The 25,523-nt window shown below is 67.5% G+C and carries 24 protein-coding genes and 1 pseudogene; 11 read left to right on the top strand and 14 right to left on the bottom strand.

The annotated features are described in order from the left end of the window. Positions 1-7 precede the first annotated feature (7 nt). Positions 8-673: a DUF5642 family protein gene (locus BVC93_RS06150; RefSeq protein ID WP_083736389.1), complete on the top strand. Its 666-nt coding sequence runs from the start codon at positions 8-10 to the stop codon at positions 671-673. On the opposite strand, the gene BVC93_RS06145 is transcribed toward BVC93_RS06150, so the two are convergent. Together BVC93_RS06145 and soxR are read right to left on the bottom strand one after the other, a co-directional pair. Then, positions 670-1,275: an alpha-ketoglutarate-dependent dioxygenase AlkB gene (locus tag BVC93_RS06145; RefSeq protein WP_083740845.1), complete on the bottom strand. Its 606-nt coding sequence runs from the start codon at positions 1,273-1,275 to the stop codon at positions 670-672. The genes BVC93_RS06150 and BVC93_RS06145 overlap by 4 nt on opposite strands. A 34-nt stretch (positions 1,276-1,309) precedes the next feature. Further along, the gene (soxR, locus tag BVC93_RS06140; protein WP_083736388.1) at positions 1,310-1,741 is read right to left on the bottom strand and encodes a redox-sensitive transcriptional activator SoxR; all 432 of its coding nucleotides are present in this window, start codon (positions 1,739-1,741) and stop codon (positions 1,310-1,312) included. Between the two features lie 47 nt (positions 1,742-1,788). Here soxR and arcA point away from each other — a divergent pair, with 47 nt between their 5' ends. Beyond that, the gene (arcA, locus tag BVC93_RS06135; protein WP_083736387.1) at positions 1,789-2,997 is read left to right on the top strand and encodes an arginine deiminase; all 1,209 of its coding nucleotides are present in this window, start codon (positions 1,789-1,791) and stop codon (positions 2,995-2,997) included. A 1,080-nt stretch (positions 2,998-4,077) separates the two neighbouring features. Here arcA and BVC93_RS06130 read toward each other — a convergent pair. Beyond that, positions 4,078-5,622, bottom strand: coding sequence for a dolichyl-phosphate-mannose--protein mannosyltransferase (locus BVC93_RS06130; RefSeq protein ID WP_083736386.1), 1,545 nt, complete (start codon positions 5,620-5,622; stop codon positions 4,078-4,080). A gap of 25 nt (positions 5,623-5,647) precedes the next feature. Here BVC93_RS06130 and rsmI point away from each other — a divergent pair, with 25 nt between their 5' ends. Next, positions 5,648-6,493 (top strand): 16S rRNA (cytidine(1402)-2'-O)-methyltransferase, encoded by an 846-nt coding sequence (gene rsmI, locus BVC93_RS06125; protein WP_083740844.1) that lies wholly within the window; start codon positions 5,648-5,650, stop codon positions 6,491-6,493. On the opposite strand, the gene BVC93_RS06120 is transcribed toward rsmI, so the two are convergent. The 4 genes from BVC93_RS06120 to metG form a co-directional block, all read right to left on the bottom strand. Next, the gene (locus BVC93_RS06120) at positions 6,477-7,709 is read right to left on the bottom strand and encodes an aminodeoxychorismate synthase component I (RefSeq protein ID WP_083736385.1); all 1,233 of its coding nucleotides are present in this window, start codon (positions 7,707-7,709) and stop codon (positions 6,477-6,479) included. The two genes, rsmI and BVC93_RS06120, sit on opposite strands and share 17 nt — an antisense overlap. Positions 7,710-7,734: 25 nt before the next feature. Next, positions 7,735-8,622 carry an RNA polymerase sigma-70 factor gene (locus BVC93_RS06115; RefSeq protein WP_083736384.1) on the bottom strand — a complete coding sequence of 296 codons (888 nt, stop codon included), beginning with the start codon at positions 8,620-8,622 and terminating at the stop codon, positions 7,735-7,737. Next, entirely contained in the window at positions 8,619-9,779 is a 1,161-nt protein-coding gene (locus BVC93_RS06110; protein WP_083740843.1) for an NAD(P)/FAD-dependent oxidoreductase, read from the bottom strand. The genes BVC93_RS06115 and BVC93_RS06110 overlap by 4 nt, the downstream gene beginning before the upstream one ends. A gap of 149 nt (positions 9,780-9,928) precedes the next feature. Then, positions 9,929-11,476, bottom strand: coding sequence for a methionine--tRNA ligase (metG, locus tag BVC93_RS06105; RefSeq protein ID WP_083740842.1), 1,548 nt, complete (start codon positions 11,474-11,476; stop codon positions 9,929-9,931). 20 nt (positions 11,477-11,496) lie between these two features. On the opposite strand from metG, the gene BVC93_RS06100 reads away from it, so the two are divergent. From BVC93_RS06100 to rsmA, 3 genes are all read left to right on the top strand, one after another. Continuing rightward, a complete protein-coding gene (locus BVC93_RS06100; protein WP_192860211.1) occupies positions 11,497-12,369 on the top strand; it encodes a TatD family hydrolase in 873 nt (290 codons plus the stop codon). 125 nt (positions 12,370-12,494) lie between these two features. Further along, positions 12,495-13,622, top strand: coding sequence for a resuscitation-promoting factor (locus tag BVC93_RS06095; protein ID WP_083736383.1), 1,128 nt, complete (start codon positions 12,495-12,497; stop codon positions 13,620-13,622). Continuing rightward, on the top strand, positions 13,619-14,521 hold the full coding sequence (gene rsmA, locus BVC93_RS06090; RefSeq protein WP_083736382.1) for a 16S rRNA (adenine(1518)-N(6)/adenine(1519)-N(6))-dimethyltransferase RsmA: 903 nt from the start codon (positions 13,619-13,621) through the stop codon (positions 14,519-14,521). The genes BVC93_RS06095 and rsmA overlap by 4 nt, the downstream gene beginning before the upstream one ends. A 17-nt stretch (positions 14,522-14,538) precedes the next feature. Here rsmA and BVC93_RS06085 read toward each other — a convergent pair whose 3' ends face one another. Next, positions 14,539-15,465: a serine/threonine-protein kinase gene (locus tag BVC93_RS06085; RefSeq protein WP_083736381.1), complete on the bottom strand. Its 927-nt coding sequence runs from the start codon at positions 15,463-15,465 to the stop codon at positions 14,539-14,541. Between the two features lie 17 nt (positions 15,466-15,482). On the opposite strand from BVC93_RS06085, the gene BVC93_RS06080 reads away from it, so the two are divergent. Together BVC93_RS06080 and BVC93_RS06075 are read left to right on the top strand one after the other, a co-directional pair. Next, positions 15,483-16,439, top strand: coding sequence for a 4-(cytidine 5'-diphospho)-2-C-methyl-D-erythritol kinase (locus tag BVC93_RS06080; RefSeq protein WP_083736380.1), 957 nt, complete (start codon positions 15,483-15,485; stop codon positions 16,437-16,439). A gap of 264 nt (positions 16,440-16,703) precedes the next feature. Continuing rightward, positions 16,704-18,338, top strand: a complete 1,635-nt coding sequence (locus BVC93_RS06075; protein ID WP_083736379.1) for a fatty acyl-AMP ligase — start codon at positions 16,704-16,706, stop codon at positions 18,336-18,338. A gap of 22 nt (positions 18,339-18,360) precedes the next feature. Here the strand turns inward: BVC93_RS06075 and BVC93_RS06070 are convergent, their stop codons facing one another. Beyond that, entirely contained in the window at positions 18,361-18,672 is a 312-nt protein-coding gene (locus BVC93_RS06070; RefSeq protein WP_083736378.1) for a hypothetical protein, read from the bottom strand. Positions 18,673-18,740: 68 nt separating this feature from the next. Between BVC93_RS06070 and BVC93_RS06065 the strand changes: the two genes are divergently transcribed. Next, on the top strand, positions 18,741-19,379 hold the full coding sequence (locus tag BVC93_RS06065) for a class I SAM-dependent methyltransferase (protein WP_083736377.1): 639 nt from the start codon (positions 18,741-18,743) through the stop codon (positions 19,377-19,379). Here the strand turns inward: BVC93_RS06065 and BVC93_RS06060 are convergent. Then, positions 19,376-20,731: a sensor histidine kinase gene (locus BVC93_RS06060; RefSeq protein ID WP_157516790.1), complete on the bottom strand. Its 1,356-nt coding sequence runs from the start codon at positions 20,729-20,731 to the stop codon at positions 19,376-19,378. The two genes, BVC93_RS06065 and BVC93_RS06060, sit on opposite strands and share 4 nt — an antisense overlap. A 108-nt stretch (positions 20,732-20,839) precedes the next feature. Between BVC93_RS06060 and BVC93_RS06055 the strand changes: the two genes are divergently transcribed. Beyond that, on the top strand, positions 20,840-21,613 hold the full coding sequence (locus tag BVC93_RS06055; protein ID WP_157516789.1) for an LppU/SCO3897 family protein: 774 nt from the start codon (positions 20,840-20,842) through the stop codon (positions 21,611-21,613). On the opposite strand, the gene BVC93_RS06050 is transcribed toward BVC93_RS06055, so the two are convergent. Further along, positions 21,589-22,413 carry an exodeoxyribonuclease III gene (locus BVC93_RS06050; RefSeq protein WP_083740839.1) on the bottom strand — a complete coding sequence of 275 codons (825 nt, stop codon included), beginning with the start codon at positions 22,411-22,413 and terminating at the stop codon, positions 21,589-21,591. The genes BVC93_RS06055 and BVC93_RS06050 overlap by 25 nt on opposite strands. A gap of 10 nt (positions 22,414-22,423) precedes the next feature. After that, the gene (locus BVC93_RS06045; RefSeq protein WP_083740838.1) at positions 22,424-23,020 is read right to left on the bottom strand and encodes a TetR/AcrR family transcriptional regulator; all 597 of its coding nucleotides are present in this window, start codon (positions 23,018-23,020) and stop codon (positions 22,424-22,426) included. A gap of 109 nt (positions 23,021-23,129) precedes the next feature. Between BVC93_RS06045 and BVC93_RS06040 the strand changes: the two genes are divergently transcribed. Next, positions 23,130-24,053, top strand: coding sequence for an SMP-30/gluconolactonase/LRE family protein (locus tag BVC93_RS06040; RefSeq protein ID WP_236950263.1), 924 nt, complete (start codon positions 23,130-23,132; stop codon positions 24,051-24,053). Here BVC93_RS06040 and BVC93_RS06035 read toward each other — a convergent pair. Both BVC93_RS06035 and BVC93_RS06030 read right to left on the bottom strand, forming a co-directional pair. Next, positions 24,001-24,882, bottom strand: a complete 882-nt coding sequence (locus BVC93_RS06035) for an N-acetylglutamate synthase, CG3035 family (RefSeq protein WP_083736374.1) — start codon at positions 24,880-24,882, stop codon at positions 24,001-24,003. The genes BVC93_RS06040 and BVC93_RS06035 overlap by 53 nt on opposite strands. Beyond that, positions 24,879-25,471, bottom strand: a pseudogene (locus tag BVC93_RS06030) (peptide deformylase). Before BVC93_RS06030 ends, BVC93_RS06035 begins: the two are co-directional and overlap by 4 nt. Positions 25,472-25,523 lie beyond the last annotated feature (52 nt).

Raw genomic sequence — 25,523 nt, 5'->3', positions numbered from 1 at the left:
ACCTCCGATGTGGAATCGCAGAGCGCTGGTCCTCCTTTCGTGCGTCGGTCTGCTGGCCGCGTGTTCGTCCTCCGGTGAAGCGGCCGACGGCCCGTCGGCCGATATCGCCAAAGTGGCGGATCTGAAGTCCTCGTTCGGCCCGGAGTTCACCGTCTCCGAAGTGCCCGTGACGGGTATCGACCCGAAACTGCTGTCCGCGCAGAAACTCCCGGACGGGCTGAAGTTCGAACCCGCAGACTGCGCGCAGTTCGCCGCCGGCCAGCAGATGCCCGGCGATCTCAAGGGCAACATGGCGGCGGTGTCCGCCGAGGGTGAGGGGCTGCGGTTCATCGTCATCGCGATGGAAACCAACGAAGAGTTGCCGATGGTCGAACCGGCCGACAACTGCCAGAAGGTCAACTTCGCCGGCGGCGCGCTGCGCGGCACCGTGGAGGTGGCGCAGGTGCCGCAGATCGAGGGGGTGCAGACCCAGGCTGTGCACCGGGTGTTGCAGACCACCGTCAACGGGCAGGCGCAGACCGGCGAGATCTACAGCTACCTGGCGCACTTCGGGGACTACCAGGTGATCGTCACCGCCAACCCCCTGGTGCTGCCTGACAAGCCGGTGGTGCCGGTGGACACCGCGCGGGCGGAGGCGCTGCTCACCGAGGCGGTCTCGGCGATCCGGTCCTAACGGACGTCGCGCGGGCGGAACTGGATGCTGATTCGCGGTCCGGTGGGCTTGGTGGTCTTCGGGATGGCGTGCTCCCAGGTGCGCTGACACGAGCCGCCCATGACCAGCAGGTCGCCGTGCCCGTGCTGGATGCGCAGCGAGTGCCCGCCGCCACGCGGCCGCAAAGCGAATGTCCTTGCCGCGCCCAGGCTCACGATCGCCACCATGGTGTCCTCGGTGCGGCTGCGGCCGATGTTGTCGCCGTGCCAGGCCACGCTGTCTTCGCCGTCGCGGTAGTAGCACAGACCCGCGGTGACGAACGGCTCACCCAGTTCGCCGGCGTAGATGTCGTTGAGCCGACGGCGCATCTGCTTGAGCGCGGGATGCGGCACCGGCTCGTCGAGCAGATGGTGGAAGCTGACCAGCCTCGGGACATCGAGCACCCGGTCGTACATCTTGCGGCGTTCGGCGCGCCACGCAATACCGTCACGGAGTTCGTCGAACAGGGTGCGGCCCCACTCGACGTCCTCGATCCATCCAGATCGGACGTCGATCCACGCACCGTGCTCGAGCTGCCGTCGTTCGGCATGGTCGAACAGGGAATCCTGAACTGCAACCGACACGTCCGCCACTGTATCGCACAGACGTTCGAATCAACTAGAGTCGCGCGGCGCCCGGCCCGTTTTCGGCGAGCACGTCCCCGGGGTTGCTCAGCAGGCAGCTCTTCAGGCTCAGGCAGCCGCAGCCGATGCAATCGGCCAGATTGTCGCGAAGTCGCTGCAGGTGCAGGATGCGGTCGTCGAGATCCTGACGCCATCCGGCCGACAGTCGGGCCCAGTCCTTGCTGGTGGGGACACGATCCGATGGCAACGTGGCCAGCGCCTCGCGCACCCGGACCAGCGGGATGCCCAGGCGCTGGGACATCCGGATGAAAGCCACTCGGCGCAGGGTGTCGCGACTGTAGCGGCGCTGGTTGCCGGAGGTGCGACGGCTGCTGATCAGGCCTTCGCGCTCGTAGAAATGCAGTGCGGAGACGGCGACGCCGGCCCGGTGTGCCAGCTCACCGGGTGCCAGTTCGTGGGACTCCATACACCTGAACAATAGTTGAGGCGGCAAATCGCGCTACGGTGCTAAGCGTGAGTGTCGCTGCACTGGGATCGAATTCAGAGGTTGGCAGGCTGCGTACGGTGATCCTGCATCGCCCCGGCGCCGAACTGCAGCGGCTGACCCCGCGCAACAACGACACACTGCTGTTCGACGGCCTGCCCTGGGTGTCGCGGGCACAGGAGGAGCACGACGCCTTCGCCGCACTGCTGCGCTCCCGCGATGTCGAGGTGCTGCTGCTGCCCGAGCTGTTGGCCGAGGCCCTGGCCAGCGGTGCGGCGCGCATGCACGGCATCTCCGCGGCGGTGGATTCCCGACGCCTCGGCCTGCCGCTGTCTCAGGAGCTCGCTACCTACCTGCGCACCCTCGACGCGGCCTCGCTGGCCCATGTGCTGATGGCGGGCATGACGTTCGACGAGCTGCCCTTCGGTGAGCAGGAGCTGTCGCTGGTGCGCCGGATGCATCACGGCGCCGACTTCGTGATCGACCCGCTGCCCAACCTGTTGTTCACCCGCGACTCGTCGTTCTGGATCGGCCCGCGGGTGGCCATCACCTCCCTTGCCATGCCCGCCCGTATGCGGGAGACGTCGCTGACCGACCTCATCTATGCCCACCACCCGCGTTTCCTGGGGGTGCGACGGGCTTACGAGTCGCGGTCGGCCCCGGTGGAAGGCGGCGATGTGCTGCTGCTGGCACCGGGCGTGGTGGCCGTGGGAGTGGGGGAGCGCACCACTCCAGCCGGTGCGGAAGCCCTGGCGCGCAGCCTGTTCGACGACAACCTGGCCCATACCGTGCTGGCGGTGCCGATCGCCCAGGAGCGGGCCCAGATGCACCTGGACACGGTGTGCACGATGGTCGACACCGACGCGGTGGTGATGTACCCGAACATTGTGGATTCGTTGTCCGCCTTCACCATTCACCGCGTGGACAGCGGCGGGGTGAAGATCGACCGGGCGGCACCCTTTGTCAACGCCGCCGCCGACGCCATGGGTATCGAGAAGCTGCGCGTGATCGACACCGGCCTGGACCCCGTCACCGCCGAGCGTGAGCAGTGGGACGACGGCAACAACACCCTGGCGTTGGCTCCCGGCGTCGTCGTCGCCTACGAACGCAACACCGAAACCAATGCACGCCTGGAGGATTCGGGCATCGAGGTGTTGCGCATCTCGGCCTCGGAGTTGGGCACCGGCCGCGGCGGTCCACGCTGCATGTCTTGCCCGGCGGCGCGCGATCCGCTGTGAACCCGGCTTCGACACCCCGTCGCTTCTGGGTCCTGATGGCTGCGGACACCCGGGAAGCCAGGATTCGAGGAAAGTAGCGTTCGGCGGTCCAGACGGTGAACCAGCCCTGGGCTTGCAGCACATCGTGTTGAATCTCGTGTTGGCGCAGCAGGCTCGGGTGGGCGGCAATCTGGTCCGGCAGGAACATCACGGCCACTTTCCAACATGGCCAGCCGAGCGAGATCGTGGTGCTGCTCCCGTCATCGCCGATGGTGATCTGGGTCTGCGGCCAAGGCAATCCCCGGTCGAACAGGTCCAGCCGTAGTCGCGTTTGCCGCAGTGACAACGCACCGCCGTCCATCAGGACGGCGGCCAATCGGGCGTTGCCGATGCCCGGGGTGCCCGCATATCTGTCTGCCACGTGCAGTACTTCCGACGCGGTGAGGCAGCTGCCGTGGGCCAGCGCATCGAGGATGGCCACGGCCTCGTCCCTCGGCCGTCGGCGGCCGATGTCCACTGCGGTCCGCGCGGCGGTGGTGAGGTGACAGTCGGGCCACCGGATGATTTCGTCGTCGGCGATCTGCTCCGCGCGTACGCACACCTCCTTCGGCGGCCGCCGTTTCGAAGTGATGACCTCGACGGGCCCGGTGAAGGGAATGCGGTAGGCCCCCAGCATGTGGGCGGCGGCCAGGCCCGTGATGACACCGGCCCGGCCGGTCCACAACCACGTCCCTTCGGCCCAGTGCCAGGCATCGAGCGCCGGCCAGTCCTTCGGCACGTAGACATCCGGCAGGATCGGGGTGTACCGCCACCGCAGCTGCCCCCGGGTGAGTACTCCCAGTGCAAGCGCTTCGGACCCCAGAAATGGGCGCATGTGCGAAATCGTGCAGCACCGCAGGCACACACGTCGTCGTGGCGCCCGTCGCGGCGGTGAAGGCTGTGGACGCGCGGCGATCTCTGGAGGGTGAGAAGTACCTCAGTCGGTGCTATGACCCAGACGTACACCATGGTTGTGGATGGGGCGGTTCGCTGACGGATTCACGACCGTGAGCGACGTTCCGACCAGAGCACCCGCGAAGGACACTTCCTACCGCCAGCTTCCTACCGCCAGCTGGGCAGCCAGATCTGCATGTTCCAGGTGGCCTGGGAAATGGGCAGCCCGGTGAGCACCGGGAACAGCCACGCGAAGTTGGTCAGCACCACCGCGGTGTAAAAGCACACCACCAGCAGACCCAGAGTGCGGCGCTCGGCGTTCTGCCCGCGTTTGTACAGGATGTCGCCGCAGATCAGCGCGATCGCCATCACCAGGAACGGCGCCATGGTGGCGGCGTAGAAGAAGTACATCTGCCGGTCGATCTCGGCGAACCAGGGCAACCAGCCGGCGCAGTAGCCCACCAGCACCACCGCGTAGCGCCAATCGCGGCGAAACACCGACCGCCACAGCGCGTAGACCAGCACCGGCACGGCCAGCCACCACATCGCAGGTGTGCCGACCAGCATCACGGCCTTCACACAAGATTGCACGCCGCAACCCGGGACGTTCTCCTGATCGATCGCATAGAGCACCGGCCGCAGCGACATCGGCCACGTCCACGGCTTGGACTCCCACGGGTGGTGGTTGCCCGCCGCGTTGGTGAGTCCGGCGTGGAACTCGTAGGCCTTGGCCGTGTAGTACCACAGCGAGCGGATGGCGTCGGGGAGCTGCCACCATTGCCGCTCGCCTATGTCGTCGCCCGCGGCATGCCGATCCACCGCGGTCTCCGAGGCGAACCAGCCCCAGTAGCTGCCCAGGTACACCGCCAGCGGAATCAGCCCGAAGACATAGGCCGACGGGCCCAGGTCGCGGCGCACTGTGCCCAGCCAGGGCCGCGGCACCCGGTACTGGCGCCGCGCGGCGACATCGAACGCCAGCGACATCAAACCGAAGAACAGCATGAAGTACAGCCCGGACCACTTCGTCGCCAACGCCAGACCCAGCAGCACACCGGCGCCGAACCGCCACCACCGCACGCCGAGCCGGGGGCCCCAGGGCGTCTCGTTGATGCGGCCCTCGAGCAGCGCGGTGTGCATTCGCTCGCGCATCTGGTCACGGTCGACGATCAGCGCGCCGAAGGCGGCCACCACGAAGAACACCAGGAAGCCGTCCAGCAGCGCCGTCCGCGCCGTCACGAAGGACACGCTCTCGGCCACCAGCAGCACCCCGGCCAGCCCGCCGACCAGTGTCGAGCGGCTGATCCGTCGCACCGTCCTGGCCGCCAACGCCACCATCAGCACTCCCAGCAGCGCCCCGGTGAACCGCCAGCCCAGGCCGTTGTAGCCGAAGATCCATTCGCCTACCGCGATCAGCTGCTTGCCCAGCGGCGGGTGCACCACCAGCCCGTAGCCCGGATTGTCCTCGATGCCACCGTTGTGCAGCACCTGCCAGGCCTGCGGCGCGTAGTGCTTCTCGTCGAACACCGGGGTGCCGCTGTCGGTCGGCGACTGCAGGTTCAGGAACCGCGTCACCAACGCCAGCGCCGTCACCACGGCCGTCATGATCCAGCCGTTGGCCTTGTCGACGGGTCCGAAATCGGCGACGGGGACGAGCGGGCCGGGGCTGATCACGGGTACGGCACGCTCCGGTGTCACGGTGGAGGGAGCGGTCATCGCACACGATCGTAGGCTGTGGTTCATGAGTGGTGGCCGACTGTTGCTGGGAGCCACTCCGCTGGGGCAGCCGTCGGACGCTTCGGCACGGTTGCGGGACGCCCTGGCCACCGCCGACATCGTCGCCGCCGAGGACACCCGCCGGGTGCGCGCGCTGGCCACCGCCCTGGAGGTGCGGATGGTGGGCAAGGTGGTCAGCCTGTTCGACCAGAACGAGTCGACGCGGGCACCTGCCCTGATCGAGGACATGAAATCGGGTGCGACGGTACTGGCTGTCACCGACGCGGGGATGCCGCTGATCTCCGACCCGGGCTACCGCCTGGTGTCGATGTGTGTGGACGCCGGAGTTCCGGTGACATGTCTGCCCGGTCCGTCAGCGGTCACCACCGCCTTGGCCGTCTCGGGCCTGCCGTCGGATAGGTTCTGCTTCGAAGGTTTCGCACCCCGCAAGGGCCGTCAGGCCTGGTTCGCGACGCTGGCCGGGGAGCAGCGCACCTGCATCTTCTTCGAATCGCCGCGCCGACTCGCCGAACTCCTTCGCGATGCGGCCGACGCTTTGGGTGGACAGCGCCGCGTGGTCGTGTGCCGCGAGCTGACCAAGACCCACGAGGAGATCGTCCGCGGCACGTTGGCGGAGTTGGCGGAGTGGGCGGCAGACGGGGTGCTGGGGGAGATCACCGTGGTGCTCGCGGGGGCGGTGCCGTCGGCGGACCTGGACGCCCTGGTTGTCGAGGTGGAAGAACTCGCGGCCGACGGCATGCGCGTGAAGGACGCCTGCGCGCAGGTGGTGGCGAGCCATCCGGGTGCGCCGTCGCGGCGCGAACTCTACGAAGCGGTGGTGAAGTCGGGAGTGCTCAAGTCGCGGGAGTGACCTCATCTGCTGTGAGGTGCAGAGTGGGTGATGCCTTGTGCAGACACTCGTTCCACTCCGCCGCCGGGTCGGAGTCCGCGGTGATACCACCGCCGACACCGAGCACCGCGTTGCCACCGGCGTCGAACTCCACCGTGCGGATGGCGACATTGAGTTCGGTGCCCGCGATGGGGGATGCGAGCCCGACGGTGCCGCAGTACACCCCGCGCCGGTGCGGCTCCCACTGGGAAAGCAGTTCGCGGGCGCGCTGTTTCGGCGTTCCGGTGACTGACGCGGGCGGGAATGTGGCATCCAGCAGCATCTGGTTCGACACCTCCCCAGGCACTTGCGCGGTCACCGTCGACACCAGGTGCCACACGCCGGGTGCGGGCTGGATGGTCAGCAGTTCGGGCACCCGCACGCTCCCGGTGGTGGCCACGCGGCCCAGGTCGTTGCGCACCAGGTCCACGATCATCACGTTTTCGGCCACATCCTTGACAGACTCGCGCAGCAGCGCCGGGTCCGCGTGCAACGGCAGCGTGCCCTTGATGGGACTCGACCACACGGCGTCGGCCCGGCGACGCAGGAACAGCTCGGGCGACAACGATGCCACCGCACCCCACTCACCTGCCACGAACGCCGCCCGCGCGGGCGAGGTGCGGCGGACGGCGTCGGCGAAGAAATCCAGTGGGGCCCCGTCGAGAATCCCCGTGAACTGCGTGCAGACGCAGGCCTGGTACACCTCACCGGCGCTGATCGCCTCGAGGCAGGCCAGCACGCCCGCCTCGTGGGCGGCGCGGTCGGGGGCGGTCCAGCTGATGCGCCACGGCGCCGGTGCGGCCGGGGTGCGCAGCGCGTCCGCCAGCCAGCCCGGCATGGGCGCCCCGGTCAGATCCTCGAACCACCAGCAGCCGTCGAGATCGCGCCGCAGCACACAGTCGGTCCAGCCGCCCGCAGACTCGGGTAAACGCGAGGGTGTGCCGGCGTCCTCGGGATAGGACAGGTAGCCGATCCAGCCGCCCCCCACCGCAGACGGGTGCTGTGCGGCAGCGACGGCGAAGACGTCCGTGGGTGCGGTGGGCTCCGCGCGGACCGTCGGAGCGATCACTGCGCTGGAACCGAACCAGTCGCCCGACAGCGCCGCCGGCGGCGCCAGACCCAGCCGGGTGGTGGCTGCGGCGACGGCGCGCAGTAGGGCGGGAAACCCGCCGAGGTCGCCCAGCCGCTCGATACGCACGGGTCCAGCTTGGCAGACCGGGACCTCAGCGGCCGATCTGCCGGGGCACCAGCACTGTGCCCAGCTTCGCCGGATTGCGCATGGCGTAGAAATTGGAGACCAGGCCGTCGGTGAACTCCATCACGACGACACCGGCCAGTTCGTCGCCCAGATAAGTCAGCAGCGCCGGGGTGTTGTTGAAGACGGCCGGCTGCACCCGGCCCGCCTCGCCTCCCAACCGGATCAGGCCCACTATCAGCCTGGCGACGTTGACCGCACCGGACACCGGCCTGCGGGCGGCGCTGACCTTGCCGTCACTGTCGGCGGTCCACACCACATCTGGTGCCAGCATCGACACCAGAGCCTGCAGATCGCCACCGGCTGCCGCCGCGAAAAACCGGGTGGTCAACTCCGCAGACTCCTGCGGGTCGACAGGGGTGAACCGCTTGCGACGCGCCTGCACGTGTTCGCGGGCGCGGTGGGCCATCTGACGCACCGCGGCCGTGGATTTGCCGATCGCCGAGGCGATCTCGTCATGTGAGAACCCGAACACCTCACGCAGGACGAACACCGCTCGCTCGTCCGGGGTCAGCGTCTCCAGCACCACCATCATGGCCATCGACACCGATTCGGCCAACACGACATCGGCCGACGCGTCCGCTCCGGCGTCGATCAGCAGCGGCTCCGGCAGCCACGGCCCGACGTACTCCTCGCGCCTTCGCGAACTCTGCCGCAACGCATTCAGCGATTGCCTGGTCACCAGCTGGGCCAGATAGGCCTTGGTATCGGTGACCCGCTCCAGGTCCACCTCGGCCCAGCGCAGATAACTCTCCTGCAGAACATCGTCGGATTCCGTTGCGGTACCCAGGATTTCGTAGGCGATGGTGAACAACAACGGCCGTAGGCTGGTGAACCGCTCGGAGTGCTCACTCATCGGGCGCCAACCGGTTGCTCGGCGAGCCGGCGGTCGCGCTTGCCGCCCTTGACCCAGAAGTACGAGCCGGGCTTGCGGGCCTCCTTGCGCAGGAAGCCCAGCGTGCCCTTGCATACCTGTTCCTTGAGGAAAGCCGCTGTGCGGCCGCCGATGTAGAGATTGCGCACCGTGTCGTCGGTGTGGGCCAGCTGGATGGTGCCACCACCGCGGCCCAGGCTGATGCACTGCCCGGTCATCACCTGGGTCAGCTGCGCGGCGTCGGTGCCCGCGATGCGGGCCAGCACGGTGTTGGCGGCCTGAGCGCCCATGGGCAGGGCGGCCTGGCAGCTCATTCGCAGTGGCAGGTTCGATGGGGTGGCCGCGTCACCGGCGGCGACGATCCGGGGGTGGTCCACGCTGGTCAGTGTCTCATCGACGAGCAAGCGGCCCAACGCATCCGTGGACAGCCCGCTGTCTCGCGCCAGCGTCGGCACCCCGAACCCTGCGGTCCAGACGGTGGCGGCGCTGGGTAGTTGGCGACCGTCGGCCAGTTCGATCCACTGCGCTGCGACGTGAGCGACCCGGGCCCCATCAACGACCTCGACGCCGAGCTTGCGCAGCCGCTTGGCCACCGACCTACGCCCGGCCGCGGACAGCGACGGTCCGAGGACATCGGTGACCATGGTGACGGCACGGCCCCGCTCGGCGAATTCCGAGGCCGCTTCGATGCCGGTGAGACCACCGCCCACCACCACGACCGGCGTCGACAGCGGCACATCCGCCAGCCGGTCGCGCAGCCGCGCAGCCTGCTCGAGTTCACTGAGCGGATAGCCGAATTCGGCAGCCCCAGCCACCGCGGCAGGCACCGAACCGGTGCTGCCCACCGCGTACACCAGGTAGTCGTAGTCCAGCTGCGCACCGGAGGCCAGCGTCACCGCCTGCGCCTCGGCATCGATGCGCACCGCGGTGTCCACCACCAGCTCGACATCGGGGTGTAGCAGGCTGTCGTAGCCCTCAACGGCGTCGTCGTTGCCCGCAGCCAGCTGATGCAACCGGATGCGCTCGACGAATGTCGGGCGTGGATTGATCAGCGTGACCGTGCACTGCTGGGTGAGGCGGTTGGCGGCGAGCACGCCGGCGTAGCCGCCGCCGATCACGATCGCACGGGTGTCACTCATGTCGGGTTCCTCCGAGATCTGCGGGCCCCGGGTGGGGACCGTCTGACCTCGAGACACCGCGGGCTTATCGGCTGTGACAGGTTGTGACTGGGATCACTTCGCCCGGCCCTCTCTCCCCCTCGTTCCTCGGGCTCGTCGACCGGGCGGGGTCACTGAATCTGGTAGCGCGGGAACACCCCGCTGGGGGCCGGCAACTGCGTGCCGACGGCCAGCGGTGTCGAGATGGCGGTGAAGTCGCGCTGCTCGGCCGGCTGGCCCAGCAGGTCCAGGAGCTTGGCCGCCGATGTCGGCATCACCGGCTGCACCAGCAGGGCGGCGATCCGGACCACCTCCATGGTCACGTAGAGCACGGTGCGCAACCGCTGCTGGTCGGCGGGGCTCTCGGATTTGGCCAGCTTCCACGGTTCGTTCGCCGAGAAGTAGCGGTTGGTGGCGCCCAGGGTCAGCCAGATCGACTCCAGCGACTGGTGCATGGCTTGCTGGTCATACGCGCTCCGCGACTTCTCCAACAGGGATCCGGCCTCGGCCAGCAGCGCGGTGTCGTCGTCGCCGAGTGCACCCGGGTCGGGTACCACCCCGCCGAGGTTCTTGGCCACCATCGACAGACACCGTTGCGCCAGGTTGCCCAGCTCGTTGGCCAGGTCGGTGTTGATGCGCGAGATGATCGCGTCTTCGCTGTAGCTGCCGTCCTGGCCGAACGGGACCTCCCGCAACAGGAAGAACCGGACGGCATCCAGGCCGAAGGCGTCCACCAGGGCCAGCGGGTCGACCACGTTGCCCACCGACTTACTCATCTTCTCGCCGCGGTTGAACAGGAACCCGTGGGCGAAGACGCGCTTGGGCAGCGGCAGTCCGGCCGACATCAGGAACGCCGGCCAGTACACGGTGTGGAACCGGATGATGTCCTTGCCGATCATGTGCAGATCGGCCGGCCAGAACCGGCGGAACGACTCGGAGTCGGTGTCCGGGTAGCCGACGCCGGTGAGGTAATTGGTCAGCGCGTCCACCCAGACGTACATCACATGGTCGGGGTGATCGGGTACCGGCACACCCCAGTCGAAGGTGGTGCGCGAGATCGACAGGTCGGTCAGCCCGCCGGAGACGAAGCTGACGATCTCGTTGCGGCGCACCTCGGGCGCGATGAACTCCGGATGTGTCCGGTAGTGCTCGAGCAGTTTGTCGGTGTAGGCCGACAGCCGGAAGAAGTAGGTCTGCTCTTCGGTCCAGGTGACAGGGGTGCCTGTCTCGGTGGCGATCCGGGTGCCGTCGGGTAGTTCTTCGGTCTCGTCGACGGCGAAGAACCGTTCGTCGCGCACCGAGTACCAGCCCGCATACGAATCCAGATAGATGTCGCCGTTGGCGTTCATCGCGGCCCAGATGGCCTTGGACGCCTCGATGTGGTCGGCGTCGGTGGTGCGGATGAAGCGGTCGAACGACGCCCCCAGCGCCTCCTGCAGCCGCTGGAACACATCGGAATTGCGCCGGGCCAGCTCCGCGGTGGGGATGCCCTCGGCGGCGGCGGTCTGCGCCATCTTCAAGCCGTGCTCGTCGGTGCCGGTCAGGTAGCGGACGTCGAATCCGTCGAGCCGCTTGAAGCGCGCGATGGCGTCCGTGGCGACGTACTCGTAGGCGTGCCCGACGTGCGGTGCGCCGTTGGGGTACGCGATCGCGGTGGTGAGGTAGTAAGGGTCGCTCATCAGGTCTTCCACCTTATGGTGTGGCGGTGAGTTCGAAACGTTCAGGCGGCCGTGAGGCCCCGCCGCTGCCGACGCCGTTGGCGCCACTGATCGACGCCCACACCCACCTGGACGCCTGCGGGGCCACCGACGCCGCGAGCGTCGCCGAGATCCTGGACCGCGCGCAGGCGGCGGGGGTGGGGGCGGTGGTCACCATCGCCGACGATCTGGACTCGGCCCGCTGGGTGGTGCAGGCCGCACACTGGGATCCGCGCGTGTACGCGGCCGTCGCGTTGCATCCCACGCGGGCGGGTGCCCTCGACGATGCCGCCCGTGCCGAACTCGAACAACTGGCCGCGGACCCGCGGGTGGTGGCCATCGGCGAGACCGGTATGGATCTGTACTGGCCGGGCCGCCTCGACGGCTGTGCCGATCCGGCGGTTCAGCGAGAGGCATTTGCGTGGCACATCGATCTGGCGAAGCGGACAGGCAAGCCGTTGATGATCCACAATCGCGACGCCGATGCAGCGGTGTTGGACGTCCTCGACAGCGTTGGCGCACCGGACACGGTTATCTTTCACTGCTTTTCCTCCGACGCGGAGATGGCGCGTCGGTGCACGGCCGAGGGCTGGTATCTGAGTCTGTCGGGGACGGTCAGCTTCAAGAACGCGCACGCACTGCGCGACGCTGCCGCACTCATTCCCGATGACCTGCTTTTAGTGGAGACGGATGCACCGTTTCTGACACCCCATCCGTACCGGGGTGCACCCAATGAGCCGTACTGTCTGCCGTACACGGTTAGGGCGCTTTCCGAGCTCCTCGATGTGCCCGCGGACGTCCTTGCCAGGAACACGGCAGCAAACGCGACCAGAGTGTACTCTTTGAATTCAAGTGTTGATAGACGCGTCAATTAAGAGGGAGGTCGGGGCCATGGCGGTCGTCGCTGAGTTGCCCCCCGTCTCCCGGGTTCGTTACCGTCTCGTGATAAACGCGGGCCCAACAGGACCCTCGTCATGGACGGAACCGGGATATTGGCACGTTGAACGTATTGACCGAACTTCATCAGACACGCTCGCCCATTCTGCGGATCCTGGTTGCAGCACTGCTGGTTGTTCTCGCCGTCGCCGGTGGCTTCGCGGTCACGGCGCACAAAACCGTCACTTTGACGGTTGACGGGGTGGCGATGACAGTCACCACCATGAAATCCCGCGTCATCGACGTCGTGACCGAGAACGGCTACCACGTCGGCGAGCGTGACGACCTGTTCCCCGCCGGAGATCAGCGTGTTGACGAGGCCCAAGCCATCGTCCTGCGCCGCAGCAAGCCGCTGGAGATCTCCTTCGACGGCCAGGACACCAAACACGTGTGGACCACCGCGACCACGGTGGACGAGGCGCTGGCGCAGCTCGCGATGACCGACACCGCACCCGCCGCGGCCTCCCGCGGCAGCCGTCTCCCGCTCGAAGGAATGGCACTTCCGGTCGTCAGCGCGAAGCCCGTGCAAATCGACGATGGCGGGGTGGTTCGTACCGTGAACCTCGCCGCCCCGGACGTCGCCGGACTGCTTGCTGCCGCCGGTGTGCCACTCGAGCAAAACGACCGGGTGGTGCCTGATGCGTCATCGCCGGTGGTTGCGGGTATGCAGATCCAGGTGACGCGGATCCGCATGGAGAAGGTCACCGAGCGGTTGCCGCTGCAGCCGCAGGCGCAACGCATCGAGGACCCGACGATGAACATGAGCCGGCAGGTGGTCGAGGACCCGGGAACGCCTGGGACACAGGACGTCACGTTTGCAGTGGCCACTGTCAACGGGGAAGTCACCGGCCGCTTGCCCGTGGCGAACTCGGTTGTCACTCCGGCGCGCGCATCCGTCCTTCGGGTCGGTGCAAAGCCGGGAACCGAGGTTCCCCCGGTGAGCAACGGACTGATCTGGGACGCACTCGCACGATGCGAATCCGGCGGGAACTGGGCCATCAATACTGGCAACGGCTATTTCGGCGGTGTTCAATTTGACCAAAACACGTGGGAGCGTCAGGGCGGCCTGCGCTATGCTTCCCGTGCAGATCTAGCAACTCGTGAGGAACAAATCGCGATTGCTGAAGTAACGCGGGCGCGCCAGGGCTGGGGCGCTTGGCCAACGTGCAGCAGTAGGACAGGGGTTTCATGACCATTCGTCTCCTCGGTCGCACCGAGATCAGGAACTTGGCGAAGGAACTCGACTTCCGACCCCGCAAATCTCTGGGTCAGAACTTCGTCCACGACGCCAACACCGTGCGCCGTATCGTCTCCGCATCGGGAGTCAACCGCCACGACAACGTCATCGAGGTCGGGCCCGGTCTGGGGTCGTTGACCCTCGGATTGCTCGACCGTGGCGCTACCGTCACCGCCGTCGAGGTGGACCCGGTGCTCGCCGGCCGTCTCCCGCAGACCATCGCCGAGCATTCCCACAGCGAGATCCACCGGTTGACGGTGCTCAACCAGGACATCCTGACCCTCCGCAAGTCGGAGCTGGAGAAGGAGCCGACGGCGCTGGTGGCCAACCTGCCGTACAACATCGCCGTCCCGGCGCTGTTGCATCTGCTCGCGGAGTTCCCCTCCATCCGCACCGTCATGGTGATGGTGCAGGCCGAGGTGGCCGAGCGGCTGGCTGCTGAACCGGGCAGCAAGGACTACGGCGTGCCCAGCGTGAAGGTCCGCTTCTACGGGCGGGTCCGTCGTTTCGGCATGGTCTCGCCGACCGTGTTCTGGCCCATCCCACGGGTGTACTCGGGCCTGGTGCGCATCGACCGCTACGAGACCTCGCCCTGGCCCGCTGAAGAAGGCTTCCGTGACCAGGTGTTCGAGCTGGTCGACATCGCCTTCGCACAGCGCCGCAAGACGTCCCGCAACGCCTTCCTGGAGTGGGCCGGTTCGGGCAACGAGTCCGCATCCCGGCTGCTGGCAGCGAGTATCGATCCGGCCCGCCGCGGTGAGACACTGAGCGTCGCAGAGTTCGTCCGGCTCCTTCAGCGTTCCGGCACCGCAGCCGAGCCCAGCACCGAGCAGCAGAGCGCACCGCAGCTGTAGCTCGTGTCCGGGGTCAGCTAGTCGTGCTCTCGACGGCGCAGCACCCGGGTGATCAGAGCCACCATCTCGGCGCAGGTTTCATACCTGGCGTCGGGATCTTTGGCCAGGGCCTTCGCGAGGATGGAATCGAAGGCGTGCGGTACCCACGACAGTTGGCGCGATATCTTCGGCGGCGGCTGACGTAGCTGCGCGTCGATCAGGGCGCCCGCCGTAGGTGCGACGAATGGTGTTGTGCCGGTGATCAATTCGACGGCGGTGCATGCCAGTGCGTACTCATCGGTGGCCGCCGACGGAGTGCGGCCGGAGAGTAGTTCCGGCGCCGCGTAGGGCAACGACGCCTGAACCGTGGCGGCATGCTCGGTGGGCGCGTGGGTGATGCGTTTGGCGGGATCCAGCGAGAGTCTGCCCGCGACATCACGAGACAATCGCTGCGCCATGTCGGCGGCCACGGAGTGGGCGACGCCGAAATCGATGAGCACCGCGCCCCGGGCGCCGAAATCCTTGTGCACCAAGATGTTCGCCGGCTTCACGTCGCAGTGCACGATGCCATGACGGTGCACGAAGTCCAGTGCATCCGCGATCTGCGCGAGTGCCTGCAGCCGCAGATCCACACTGTGCAGCGTGGCGACATTGCCGCCATCGACATACTGCATGGCCAACCAGTCCGGCCCGCGGTCGTACATCTCGATGATGTGCGGGTGGTCCAACTGCCGGGCGAAATCGAATTCGCGGGAGATCCGCGTGAGTCGGGACTCGGTGCGGTGGCCCGGCGCCAGAACCTTCAGCGCCACCTCGCGATCGCCGTCGGTCAGCTGACGGGCCAGATACACGGTGGCGCTGCCGCCGTGTCCGAGGACTTTGCCGATGGCGTAACCGTTGAAGTCCCCTGCTGGATGCGGCACGCTCTGATGGTAGTTGCGGGCCTCGGCATCGACACCCCTCATACCGTTAGGCTCGTGCGGTGTCCGCATCCGACGGAAGCACCGCCGCAGAGTGGGTACCGACTGGATCGGTGACCGTACGCGTGCCGGGCAAGGTCAATCTGTTCCTCGCCGTCGGCGACACCCGCGACGACGGGTATCACGAACTGACCACTGTCTTCCACGCCGTCTCGCTGTTCGACGAGATCACCGTCCGCACCGCCGATGTGATGTCGCTGGACATCGTGGGGGAGGGCGCGGAGTTCCTGCCCGTCGACGAGCGCAACCTCGCCTGGCAGGCTGCCGAGCTGCTGGCCGAGCACGTGGGGCGCACCCCCGATGTGGCGATCACCATCGACAAGGCGATTCCCGTTGCCGGCGGCATGGCAGGTGGCAGTGCCGACGCCGCCGCGGTGCTGGTGGCCGTCAACCACCTCTGGGAGCAGGGCGTGCCGCGCCGAGACCTGCACGCACTGGCCGCCGAACTGGGCAGTGACGTGCCCTTCGCGCTGCACGGGGGCACCGCGCTGGGCACCGGCCGCGGTGAGGAACTGGCGACCGTCCTGGCGCGCAACACCTTCCACTGGGTGCTTGCCTTCGGCACCGACGGATTGTCCACGCCGAAGGTGTTCGCCGAGATCGACCGCCTGCGTGAGGCCGGGGATCCGCCGCGGCTGGGTGACACCGAGCCGCTGCTGGCCGCGCTCGCGGCGGGCGATCCGGCGCAGCTTGCCCCGCTGCTGGGCAATGAGTTGCAGGCCGCAGCGCTCAGCCTCGATCCGGGATTGCGCCGCACTCTGCGGGCCGGGATGGAGGCCGGGGCGCTGGCGGGGATCGTCTCCGGGTCGGGACCCACCTGCGCTTTTTTGTGCGCTTCGGCGGGCGCCGCGGTGGATGTCGGGACAGAATTGGCCGGTGCCGGCGTGTGCCGGACAGTGCGGGTGGCCAGCGGGCCGGTGCAGGGAGCGCGGGTGGTGCCCACCCGTCTGGGGCAGTGACGCCATCGGTAACGTTTGGCAGTTACTTAAGAGGAGTTTAAGATGGCTCGCGGTGGTGAGTACCGGACTGACACGCGATGCATCGACAACGCCCTCCGATTCCGTCGGCGGGCGTTGTGACAACCGCACCTCCAGTGCCGGACCCGCTGCCGATTCTCAGCCGATTCGAGACCTAACCGCAGCTCTATCGTGTGCGCGCGCCTCTTATGGTCCGCAGCAGACATCCCATACGTTCGAGTCGCTCCGGAAGCCGAGGAGGTCCTCGTGAGCAGGTTCACCGAGAAGATGTACTACAACGCCGCGACCAGTTCGAAGGGCATGGTCACGGGTGAGCCGCACGAGCCGGTCCGCCACACCTGGGGCGAAGTGCACGAGCGCGCCCGCCGTATCGCCGGGGGCCTGGCCGCCGGTGGTGTCGGACCCGGAGACGCCATCGGTGTGCTGGCCGGATACCCCGTCGAGATCGCTCCGACCGCCCAGGCGTTGTGGATGCGCGGCGCCAGCTTGACGATGTTGCATCAGCCGACCCCCCGCACCGATCTGGCGGTGTGGGCCGAGGACACCCTCACGGTGATCCAGATGATCGAGGCCAAGGCCGTGGTGGTGGCCGAGCCGTTCGTGGCGGCCATCCCGGTGCTCGAAGAAAAGGGCATCCAGGTGCTCACGGTGGGTGATCTGCTGGCCGCCGAGCCCATCGACCCGGTGGAGACCGGCGAGGACGACCTGGCGCTGATGCAGCTGACTTCCGGTTCCACCGGGTCCCCGAAGGCCGTGCAGATCACGCACCGCAACATCTACTCCAACGCCGAGGCCATGTTCATCGGCGCGGAGTACAACGTCGACAAAGACGTCATGGTCAGCTGGCTGCCCTGCTTCCACGACATGGGCATGGTCGGTTTCCTCACCATCCCCATGTACTTCGGCGCCGAACTGGTCAAGGTGACGCCGATGGACTTCCTGCGCGACACCCTGCTGTGGGCCAAACTGATCGACAAGTACAAGGGCACCATGACGGCGGCCCCCAACTTCGCCTATGCCCTGCTGGCCAAGCGTCTGCGCCGCCAGGCTCAGCCCGGCCAGTTCGACCTGTCCACGCTGCGGTTCGCACTCTCAGGCGCCGAGCCGGTGGAACCCGCCGACGTCGAGGACCTGCTGGACGCCGGCAAGCCGTTCGGATTGAAATCCTCGGCGATCCTGCCTGCCTACGGCATGGCCGAGACCACGCTGGCGGTGTCGTTCTCCGAGTGCAACGCCGGCCTGGTGGTCGACGAGGTGGATGCCGACCTGCTGGCGGCCCTGCGGCAGGCTGTTCCCGCCACCAAGGGCAACACCCGTCGCCTGGCCACCCTGGGCCCGCTGCTGACCGATCTGGAGGCCCGCATCGTCGACGAGCACGGCAATGTCATGCCGCCTCGCGGCGTCGGGGTGATCGAGCTGCGCGGTGAGTGCCTGACGCCCGGCTACATCACCATGGGCGGATTCATCCCCGCCCAGGACGAGCACGGCTGGTACGACACCGGCGACCTCGGCTACCTGACCGACAACGGGCACGTCGTGGTCTGTGGCCGCGTCAAGGACGTCATCATCATGGCCGGGCGCAACATCTACCCGACCGATATCGAGCGGGCCGCCGGCCGCGTCGAGGGTGTGCGCCCCGGGTGCGCCGTCGCCGTCCGGCTGGACGCCGGACACTCGCGCGAGACGTTCGCCGTCGCCGTCGAATCCAACGCCTACCAGGACCCCGACGAGGTGCACCGCATCGAGCGCCAGGTGGCCCACGAGGTGGTGACCGAGGTGGACGTCCGTCCGCGCAACGTCGTTGTCCTCGGACCGGGCACCATCCCGAAGACGCCCTCGGGCAAGCTGCGCCGCGCCAACTCGGTGGCACTGGTCACCTAGGGCGAAGGGGTCCGGTTGCCGCTCAGGCGCTTCTCGGCTCCTCATGCAGCGCTTCGGTGATGCGGCGCTGTGCTTCACCGACGGAAATGCGCAGCCGTCGTGCCAGCACGTCAGCCCACGAACTGTCGCCGAACTGCACCGGCTTGGGCCCGGTGACCAGCGTGCGCAGCACCTTGCGGTCGAAAGCCGCCAACTGTTTCCCCGCCTCTTCCACACGTAACAGCAGCGCCCGCTGATCGACGGGCCGCATCTGCTCCAGAGGCAGTCTTGCGACGGTGCGCAGCGCCACCTCGATGCTGTCCAGCGCGGTGAGAATCTCGTTGTTCGTACTCATGGGGTGAACGCTAGACCGGGGCACCGACAACCCCGGGACGACCGATACCCGTGCCTACACTCGGGTACATGGGTGCACAGCAGACGCAACGACGCGGCCTGAACGACTCGATCACGAAGTTCTGGAGCTTTGCTGCTCCGGCGTACAACCAGCCGTGTCTGCAGCGCTGGGTCTACCGGCCGGCCCAGGACGAGGTGGTGAACACGCTACGCTCCCGAGGATCGCAACGTGTCGCCGATATCGCTTGCGGCACAGGGATCCTCACCGACCGCATCGAGCGTGAGCTGCGCCCCGACGAGGTGTACGGCGTGGACATGTCCGACGGCATGCTGGCGCAGGCCCGGCAACGCAGCGACCGGGTGCGCTGGATGAAAGGCCCTGCCGAGGAACTGCCGTTCGCCGACGAATTCCTCGATGCCGTGGTCACCACCTCGGCGTTCCACTTCTTCGATCAGCCCGCGGCGCTGCGCGAGTTCCACCGCGTGCTGGCGCCCGGTGGGCTGGTGGCGGTGACCACCATCGGTCCCCGGCTGCCCCTGCAGCGGCTCTCGGCCGATCTGCGCAATCCGGCGCACATCCCCTCACCGCGGGAGATGCACACGCTGTTCACCGATGCCGGCCTGACCGTGGCCGATCAGCACCGCGTGGCGCGGCCGCTGTGGACCCAGCTGCTGTCCGATCTGATCACCGTGGGCGTCAAGAGTTAGTGCACGATCGGCAGTCGCAGCACCAACCGCGCGCCGCCGAGTTCGCTTTTCTCCAACGCCGCTGTGCCGCCGTGTAATTCGGCCTGCTGCGCCACCAGCGCCAGGCCCAGGCCGGAACCCGAGCGGGAGGCCGTCGAGCCGCGGGCGAAGCGCTCGAAGACCTCGCTGCGTTCGGCCTCGGGCACACCGGAGCCGTTGTCGTCGACGGCGATCTCCACCCCGGCCGCCGAGCTGACCGCGCTCAGCTGCACCTCGGTGGCACCACCGTGTTTGACGGCATTGGCGATCGCATTGTCGATCACCAGCCGCAGCCCCGCGGGCAGGCCCAGCATCAACACCGTCGGCGACGGCGCCAGCGACACCTTGAGGTCCGGATAGCTGCGGATGGCGTCATGGGCCGCGCGGTCCAGCAATTCGGTGATGTCCAACGGCACATGGTCGTCGGCGGTGGTGAGCTGGCCCTGCGCCAACCGCTCCAGCGCTGTCAGCGTGGCCTCGATGCGTGTCTGGGTGCGCATGATGTCGCTGACCAGTTCCTCGCGCTGGGGACGGTCCAGATCCAGCGTCGAGAGCACTTCGAGATTGGTGCGCATGGCCGTCAACGGTGTGCGCAGTTCGTGGGATGCCACCGCGGCGAAGTCGCGGGCCGACTCCAGTGCCTCTTTGGTGCGCTGTTGTTCGGTGCCGATGCGCGCCAGCATGCCCTCGACAGCCTCGGCGATCTCCTCGGCTTCCCGCACACCACGCACCTGCACGTCGTCCGGGTTGGACTGGGCGTTGATGGCCCTGGCCTGCTGGGCCAGCAATCGGAACGGGTTGACCATGATCAGTGAGATGAACCAGCCCACCACGAACGTGCCCGCGATGACGCTGCCGCAGATGATCATCACCCGCAGGTGCTGGGCGTCGATGCGCCGCTCCGTCTCGGCGACGGGCGCACCGAGGGCGATGGAGGCCGGGCCGGCGGCGAAGGTGCGCACCCGGTATTCGACGCCGTCGATGGTGGTGTTGGTGTAGCCGGTATCGAGCTCGGGCAGCACGATCGACGGCGGCGCTGACACCGTGACTCCGCCGATGCGCGCTGTGCGGACCAGGTTCCCGTCCGGGGTCACCTGGTCGACGTCACCGGCGCTGGGCGCGCTGAGCAGGTTGGAGAAGTCGCCGAGACTGCTCACCGAGTCCAGTCGCCGGTCCAGCTGGCTGTACTGCTCGTTGGTGATCCCGGTCCACACCCAGGCGCCGAGGATCAGCACCGTGGCGATCACACCGATTTCGGAGATGATCACGATGGTCCGCAGCGACAGCAGTCGGGTCAGTGCCCGTAGCAGCCTTTTCACACCTGAGGGGGGCACCCAGACATCTTGCCCGACTCGGTCTCGGATTCTGCAACGTGTCAGCTGCCGATCGGCGCCAGCTAATTGGTGGTGGCACACTGGGCCCCATGGGTGGGGGAAACGCTGATGGTTGCTGCTGGGGTGGGTGAATCCCTCGGTTACGTCGCAGTGATGCTGGTGATACCGGTGGTGGGGCTGATATTGCTGGTGCTGGGAATCCGGAGTCAGCGGGCCGCCTCAAGGGATCGGACACCGCCCTACTGGCAACCACCACCGAACCTCCCGCCCGGCTGGCACCCACCGCCGGAACTTCCTCTGCCGCCGCCGGTACCGCATTCCCGGCCCGGCTGGGCTGCCGTCACGATGATCGTGTTGGGCAGTGGGCTGCTGGTGCTGGGACTGGCGGGCACCGCGCTGGCCGTGCTGGGTGCGACGCAGGATTCGGCGCCCTCGGCGCGGCTGTCGCTGACCGCGCCGCCCGACTCGCCGCAGCGGCTGCAGGTGGGTCAGTGCATCACCGCTGGGCAGTATGCGGCCGCCGAGATGTCGCCGGAGCCGACGGACTGCGCCGATCCCGAAGCCGTCTACGAACTGGCGTACCAGGCAGAGGGCCCCACTGCCATCTGTCCGGACGGCTCGCGCGAAGACTCCGGTTATGCGGTGTTGTTCAACAACTCCCACACGTTCTGTTTTGTCTTGAACGTCGCCGAGGGTGAATGCTTCACCGTGGTTCCGGAGGCGCAGTTGTTCAAGCCGGTCGACTGCACCGACCCCAGCGCCAACTCCAGGATCGACAGGATCATCGAGGGAGCCGAGGACCTGACCCTGTGCCCGGCGGGTCCGCAGGGTGCGGCGTTCCCGCAGCCGTCCCGCACCTACTGTGTGGTGCCGCCCGGTTGATCGTCGAGATCGATCATCACCGGAGCGTGATCGCTGGCGCCTTTGCCGCGCCGTTCGTCTTTGCCGATCTCGGCATGACGGACACCAGTAGCCAGTCCCGGTGAGCCCAGGATGAAATCGATGCGCATACCCCGGCGCTTCTGGAAGCTCAGCTGGGTGTAGTCCCAATAGGTGTAGACACCCGGGCCAGGTGTGAAAGGCCGTACCACGTCGGTGAATTGAGCGTCGTTCATGGCCTGGAACGCCGCTCGTTCCGGCGCCGAGACATGGGTGTGGCCCTCATAGGCTTCGACACTCCAGACGTCTTCGTCGGTGGGGGCGATGTTCCAGTCACCGACCAGCGCGATCGGTGCGGCCGGGTCGTCCTTCAGCCAGCCGGCTGCGGTATCGCGCAGTGCGGCAAGCCAATCCAGCTTGTAGGCGTAGTGCGGGTCGGCGAGGCTGCGGCCGTTGGGCACGTAGAGGCTCCACACCCGCACTCCGCCACAGGTGGCCCCGAGCGCACGGGCTTCCGCCGCGGCTTCGAGCTCGGGCTTGCTGCTCCAGGTCGGTTGTCCGTCGAACCCGATCTGGACATCCTGCAGCCCGACACGGCTGGCGATGGCCACCCCGTTCCACTGATTGAACCCGACGTGTGCCACCTCGTAGCCGAGTGCGGCAAACGGCATCGACGGGAACTGCGCGTCGGTGCACTTGGTCTCCTGCATGGCCAGGACGTCGACGTCGGCCCGCTCCAGCCAATCGGTCACCCGATCCACCCTGGTGCGGATCGAGTTCACATTCCAGGTGGCCAATCGCATAGCGACCACCCTAGAAGCTGTCTGTGCCCGGGTGGCTCAACAGCGCTATCGCTGCGCCGGCGCCGGGGGCGACGATGCTGTGGATGTCGCGGCCGTCTTCGACTGCCCTGGCGGCCAGCTCGCGTAATCCACCCACCAGCACCGTGGCTGCGTCTTCGGACAGGGGTGCGATGTCGGCGCGAACGAAGCCGGGGCTTCGGGTGAGGTCGATGATCATGGCAGTCAGTGTCGCGAAGTTGCGGCGCTGGCCGGGGCGAGCTGCGGCGCCGAGGGCGGGAAGGTCACGGATCCAGCTCAAGGCGATGGCAGGGCGCACCTCGATGTTGACGGCGTAGGCCTCGACGGCCTGGGTGACCTGATCCTGCCAGGGTGCCTCCGGGTCGACGGTCGCGCGAATGCGGGCCGCCAGATCGTCGGTGGCACGCAGCAGCAACGCGACGAAAGCCGCTTCCTTGTTGGGGAAGTGGTCGTAGAAGGTGCGTTTGGAGGCCCGGGCCACACGAACGATGTCCACCACGCTGGTGTGGGCGTAACCCCGTTCGTCGATCAGTTCGGCGAATGCAGACAACAGCCGGTCACGTGTTCCGTCGGTTGGTTCTTCGGTCATCGTCTTCTCCACTTGCGGACGTGGGTACGGTACCGTACCGTCAGCTCATCGTTGGGTACGACCTCGTACCCGCAGGTGGGAGCATATGGTGAGGCGAAGGATTCGGACGGTGGTGGCCATCGCTGCGATACTGCTGGGCATCACGACGGCGCCGTCGGCCCAAGCGGGCATCCCGTCCTGCCCGTGGGCAGTCAGCACCGTGAAGTCCGGACTCGGTTCGCTGGAGAACCTGGCCTTCGACGGTTCCGGCGCAATGCTGCTGTCGCGCACCGTCGGTGGTGCAGGTCAGCTCTACCGATTGGGAGCGGACGGCGCAGGGGCAACGCTGGCCAATGGTCTCGACGCGCCCGGTGGCATCACCGTCGAGGGCGACACCACCTACTTCACCACGGGAAACAGCTTGTGGGCCGGGCTGTTCGGACTCGGCAACGGTGCCATCGTGGAACTCGACCTGTCGACTGGGGCAACCCGCACCGTCGCATCCGGTCTGACGATGCCCAACGGGATGGCCCGACTGCCCGACGGGTCGTTCGTGGTGAGCCGCAACCTCGGCCTGAGCACCGGATTGACGCGCGTCAGCGCCGACGGCGCCACCAGCAGTCGTTTCGCGCCACACCTCGTGTTGACCAACGGGGTGGCCTATGACCCCGGTCGTAACGCCGTGATCACGTCGCTGGACTTCTCGCCGGTGTCCACATTGGCGATCATCGACGCCGCCGACTCCCACCGGATCCTGCAGCGGATCGACCTCGGGCTGTTCGGCCTGGTCGGCTTTCCCGACGATCTCACCGTCGGCCCGGACGGAATGATCTATCTGGCGATGGATCTCGGGCCCGTTGTGCGGATCGACCCCGACCGTCGAACCGCCTGCCGGCTGACTCCGGTGCTGCTGGGCAGCACGTCGGTCAAATTCGGCGCCGGGCCGGGCTGGGACGCGCAGTCGCTGTATGTGACCAGCCTGGCCGGGTTCGTCACCAGGCTCACCCCAGGACCGACGTCGCCTCCACATACCGCACCCGATGATGCAGCGTGAAGCCCATCGATTCGTACAGTCCGATCGCGGCCTCGTTGTCGGCGAGCACCTGCACGTAGCACCGGGTGGCACCGCGCGCGGCGCCCCAGTGCATCAAGCCCTGGCAGATCGCGCGCGCGTGGCCTCGGCGCCGCTGCGCATCGGCGACCCGCACCGATGAGATGCCCAGCCAGCGAACGCCATCCGGGGCCGCTGTGACAGCACCGCGGCCCACCGCGGAACCCTCGACGGAGGCGAAGGTGACCTCGCCGTCGACCACCGCGGTGAGCACCTCGGCGGGAATCGGTCGTTCGTAGACGCGGAGCCAGTCGGGGTCCGGTTGATCGGCGAAACCCACCGACGCGGCGGGGGACAGGCCGATATCGCGCACCAGTACCCGGTTGTCCTTGACGCCTGCCGCGCTGATCTTCAACAGCCGCTCCGGCAGGGCCAGCCACGCGGGCAGCCCGCGGTCGTGATACCAGTCGACCACGGCGGGCAGGTCGGCCAGTGTCGCTGACATCTGGAGTGGGACAGCAGAGTTGGCGCGGCTGGTGTGACCTGAAGCGGCCCGCAGCAACCACCCGCCGATCCACTGGTGTTCGGTGCCGGGCCAGGCCAGCGCGGCTGCGTGCTCCAGTGCGCGGATCTCGGAGTTGCGTACCGGCCTGCCGCTGAGTTCGCGGACGCTGACGATGGTGTCGGGATCGACGGCGACCACCCCGTCCGACGCGGTGCGCACCAGCACCACCGGGAACGCCGCGTCCAGGTGGCCGATGACGTCGGTCAACCCCTCGGGAACCCGGTACCGGATGCTGACCCGGTTCCCGATCCCCGGAAGCTCGGTCAATGCCCGAAGGGGTCGGGTCCCTCGCCCGGGGTCCAGGACAAGCCGGGAACACCCCAGCCCTGCTTCTTGACGGCCCGCTTGGCGGCCCGGGCGTGCCTGCCGATCAACCGATCCAGGTAGAGGAAGCCGTCGAGGTGTCCGGTCTCGTGCTGCAGCATGCGCGCGAACAGGCCGGTGCCCTCGATCTCGACGGGGGAGCCGTCGGCGTCGAGTCCGGTGACTTTTGCCCACGTGGCCCGGCCGGTCGGGAAGTTCTCCCCGGGTACCGACAGGCAGCCCTCGTCGTCGTCATCGGGGTCGGGCATGGTCTCGGGGATCTCGGAGGTCTCGAGCACCGGGTTGATCACAACACCGCGTCGGCGCTGGGACCCCTTGCGATCATCGGCGCAGTCATAGACGAACACCCGTAGTGGGACGCCGATCTGGTTGGCCGCCAACCCGACTCCGTATGCGGCGTCCATGGTCTCGTACATGTCGGTGATGAGCGCGGTGACGTCGGCGGGTATCGATCCCCCGCGCCGACCTCCACCGGCTGTGTCGGAGTATGGAGGACGGGGTCCCCCACGATGCGGATCGGAACGACTGCCATGGTCGGCTAGCTTAAGTCAGTCGACGCGCGGGCCAGGGTGCCCTCCCAAATG

Origin of the sequence: Mycobacterium sp. MS1601 (assembly GCF_001984215.1) — a bacterium.
In the GTDB taxonomy this organism is placed as follows: Bacteria; Actinomycetota; Actinomycetes; order Mycobacteriales; family Mycobacteriaceae; genus Mycobacterium.
The sequence above is the reverse complement of the archived record's forward strand: the minus strand, read 5'-3'. Positions and strand labels throughout refer to the sequence as shown.

Excerpts from the sequence above, each read along its gene's own strand:
- BVC93_RS06150 (WP_083736389.1), top strand. The coding sequence starts at position 8 with ATGTGGAATCGCAGAGCGCTGGTCCTCCTTTCGTGCGTCGGTCTGCTG.
- soxR (WP_083736388.1), bottom strand. The coding sequence starts at position 1,741 with ATGGAGTCCCACGAACTGGCACCCGGTGAGCTGGCACACCGGGCCGGC.
- BVC93_RS06130 (WP_083736386.1), bottom strand. The coding sequence starts at position 5,622 with ATGACCGCTCCCTCCACCGTGACACCGGAGCGTGCCGTACCCGTGATC.
- rsmI (WP_083740844.1), top strand. The coding sequence starts at position 5,648 with ATGAGTGGTGGCCGACTGTTGCTGGGAGCCACTCCGCTGGGGCAGCCG.
- BVC93_RS06115 (WP_083736384.1), bottom strand. The coding sequence starts at position 8,622 with ATGAGTGAGCACTCCGAGCGGTTCACCAGCCTACGGCCGTTGTTGTTC.
- BVC93_RS06110 (WP_083740843.1), bottom strand. The coding sequence starts at position 9,779 with ATGAGTGACACCCGTGCGATCGTGATCGGCGGCGGCTACGCCGGCGTG.
- metG (WP_083740842.1), bottom strand. The coding sequence starts at position 11,476 with ATGAGCGACCCTTACTACCTCACCACCGCGATCGCGTACCCCAACGGC.
- rsmA (WP_083736382.1), top strand. The coding sequence starts at position 13,619 with ATGACCATTCGTCTCCTCGGTCGCACCGAGATCAGGAACTTGGCGAAG.
- BVC93_RS06085 (WP_083736381.1), bottom strand. The coding sequence starts at position 15,465 with ATGAGGGGTGTCGATGCCGAGGCCCGCAACTACCATCAGAGCGTGCCG.
- BVC93_RS06070 (WP_083736378.1), bottom strand. The coding sequence starts at position 18,672 with ATGAGTACGAACAACGAGATTCTCACCGCGCTGGACAGCATCGAGGTG.
- BVC93_RS06065 (WP_083736377.1), top strand. The coding sequence starts at position 18,741 with ATGGGTGCACAGCAGACGCAACGACGCGGCCTGAACGACTCGATCACG.
- BVC93_RS06055 (WP_157516789.1), top strand. The coding sequence starts at position 20,840 with ATGGTTGCTGCTGGGGTGGGTGAATCCCTCGGTTACGTCGCAGTGATG.
- BVC93_RS06050 (WP_083740839.1), bottom strand. The coding sequence starts at position 22,413 with ATGCGATTGGCCACCTGGAATGTGAACTCGATCCGCACCAGGGTGGAT.
- BVC93_RS06045 (WP_083740838.1), bottom strand. The coding sequence starts at position 23,020 with ATGACCGAAGAACCAACCGACGGAACACGTGACCGGCTGTTGTCTGCA.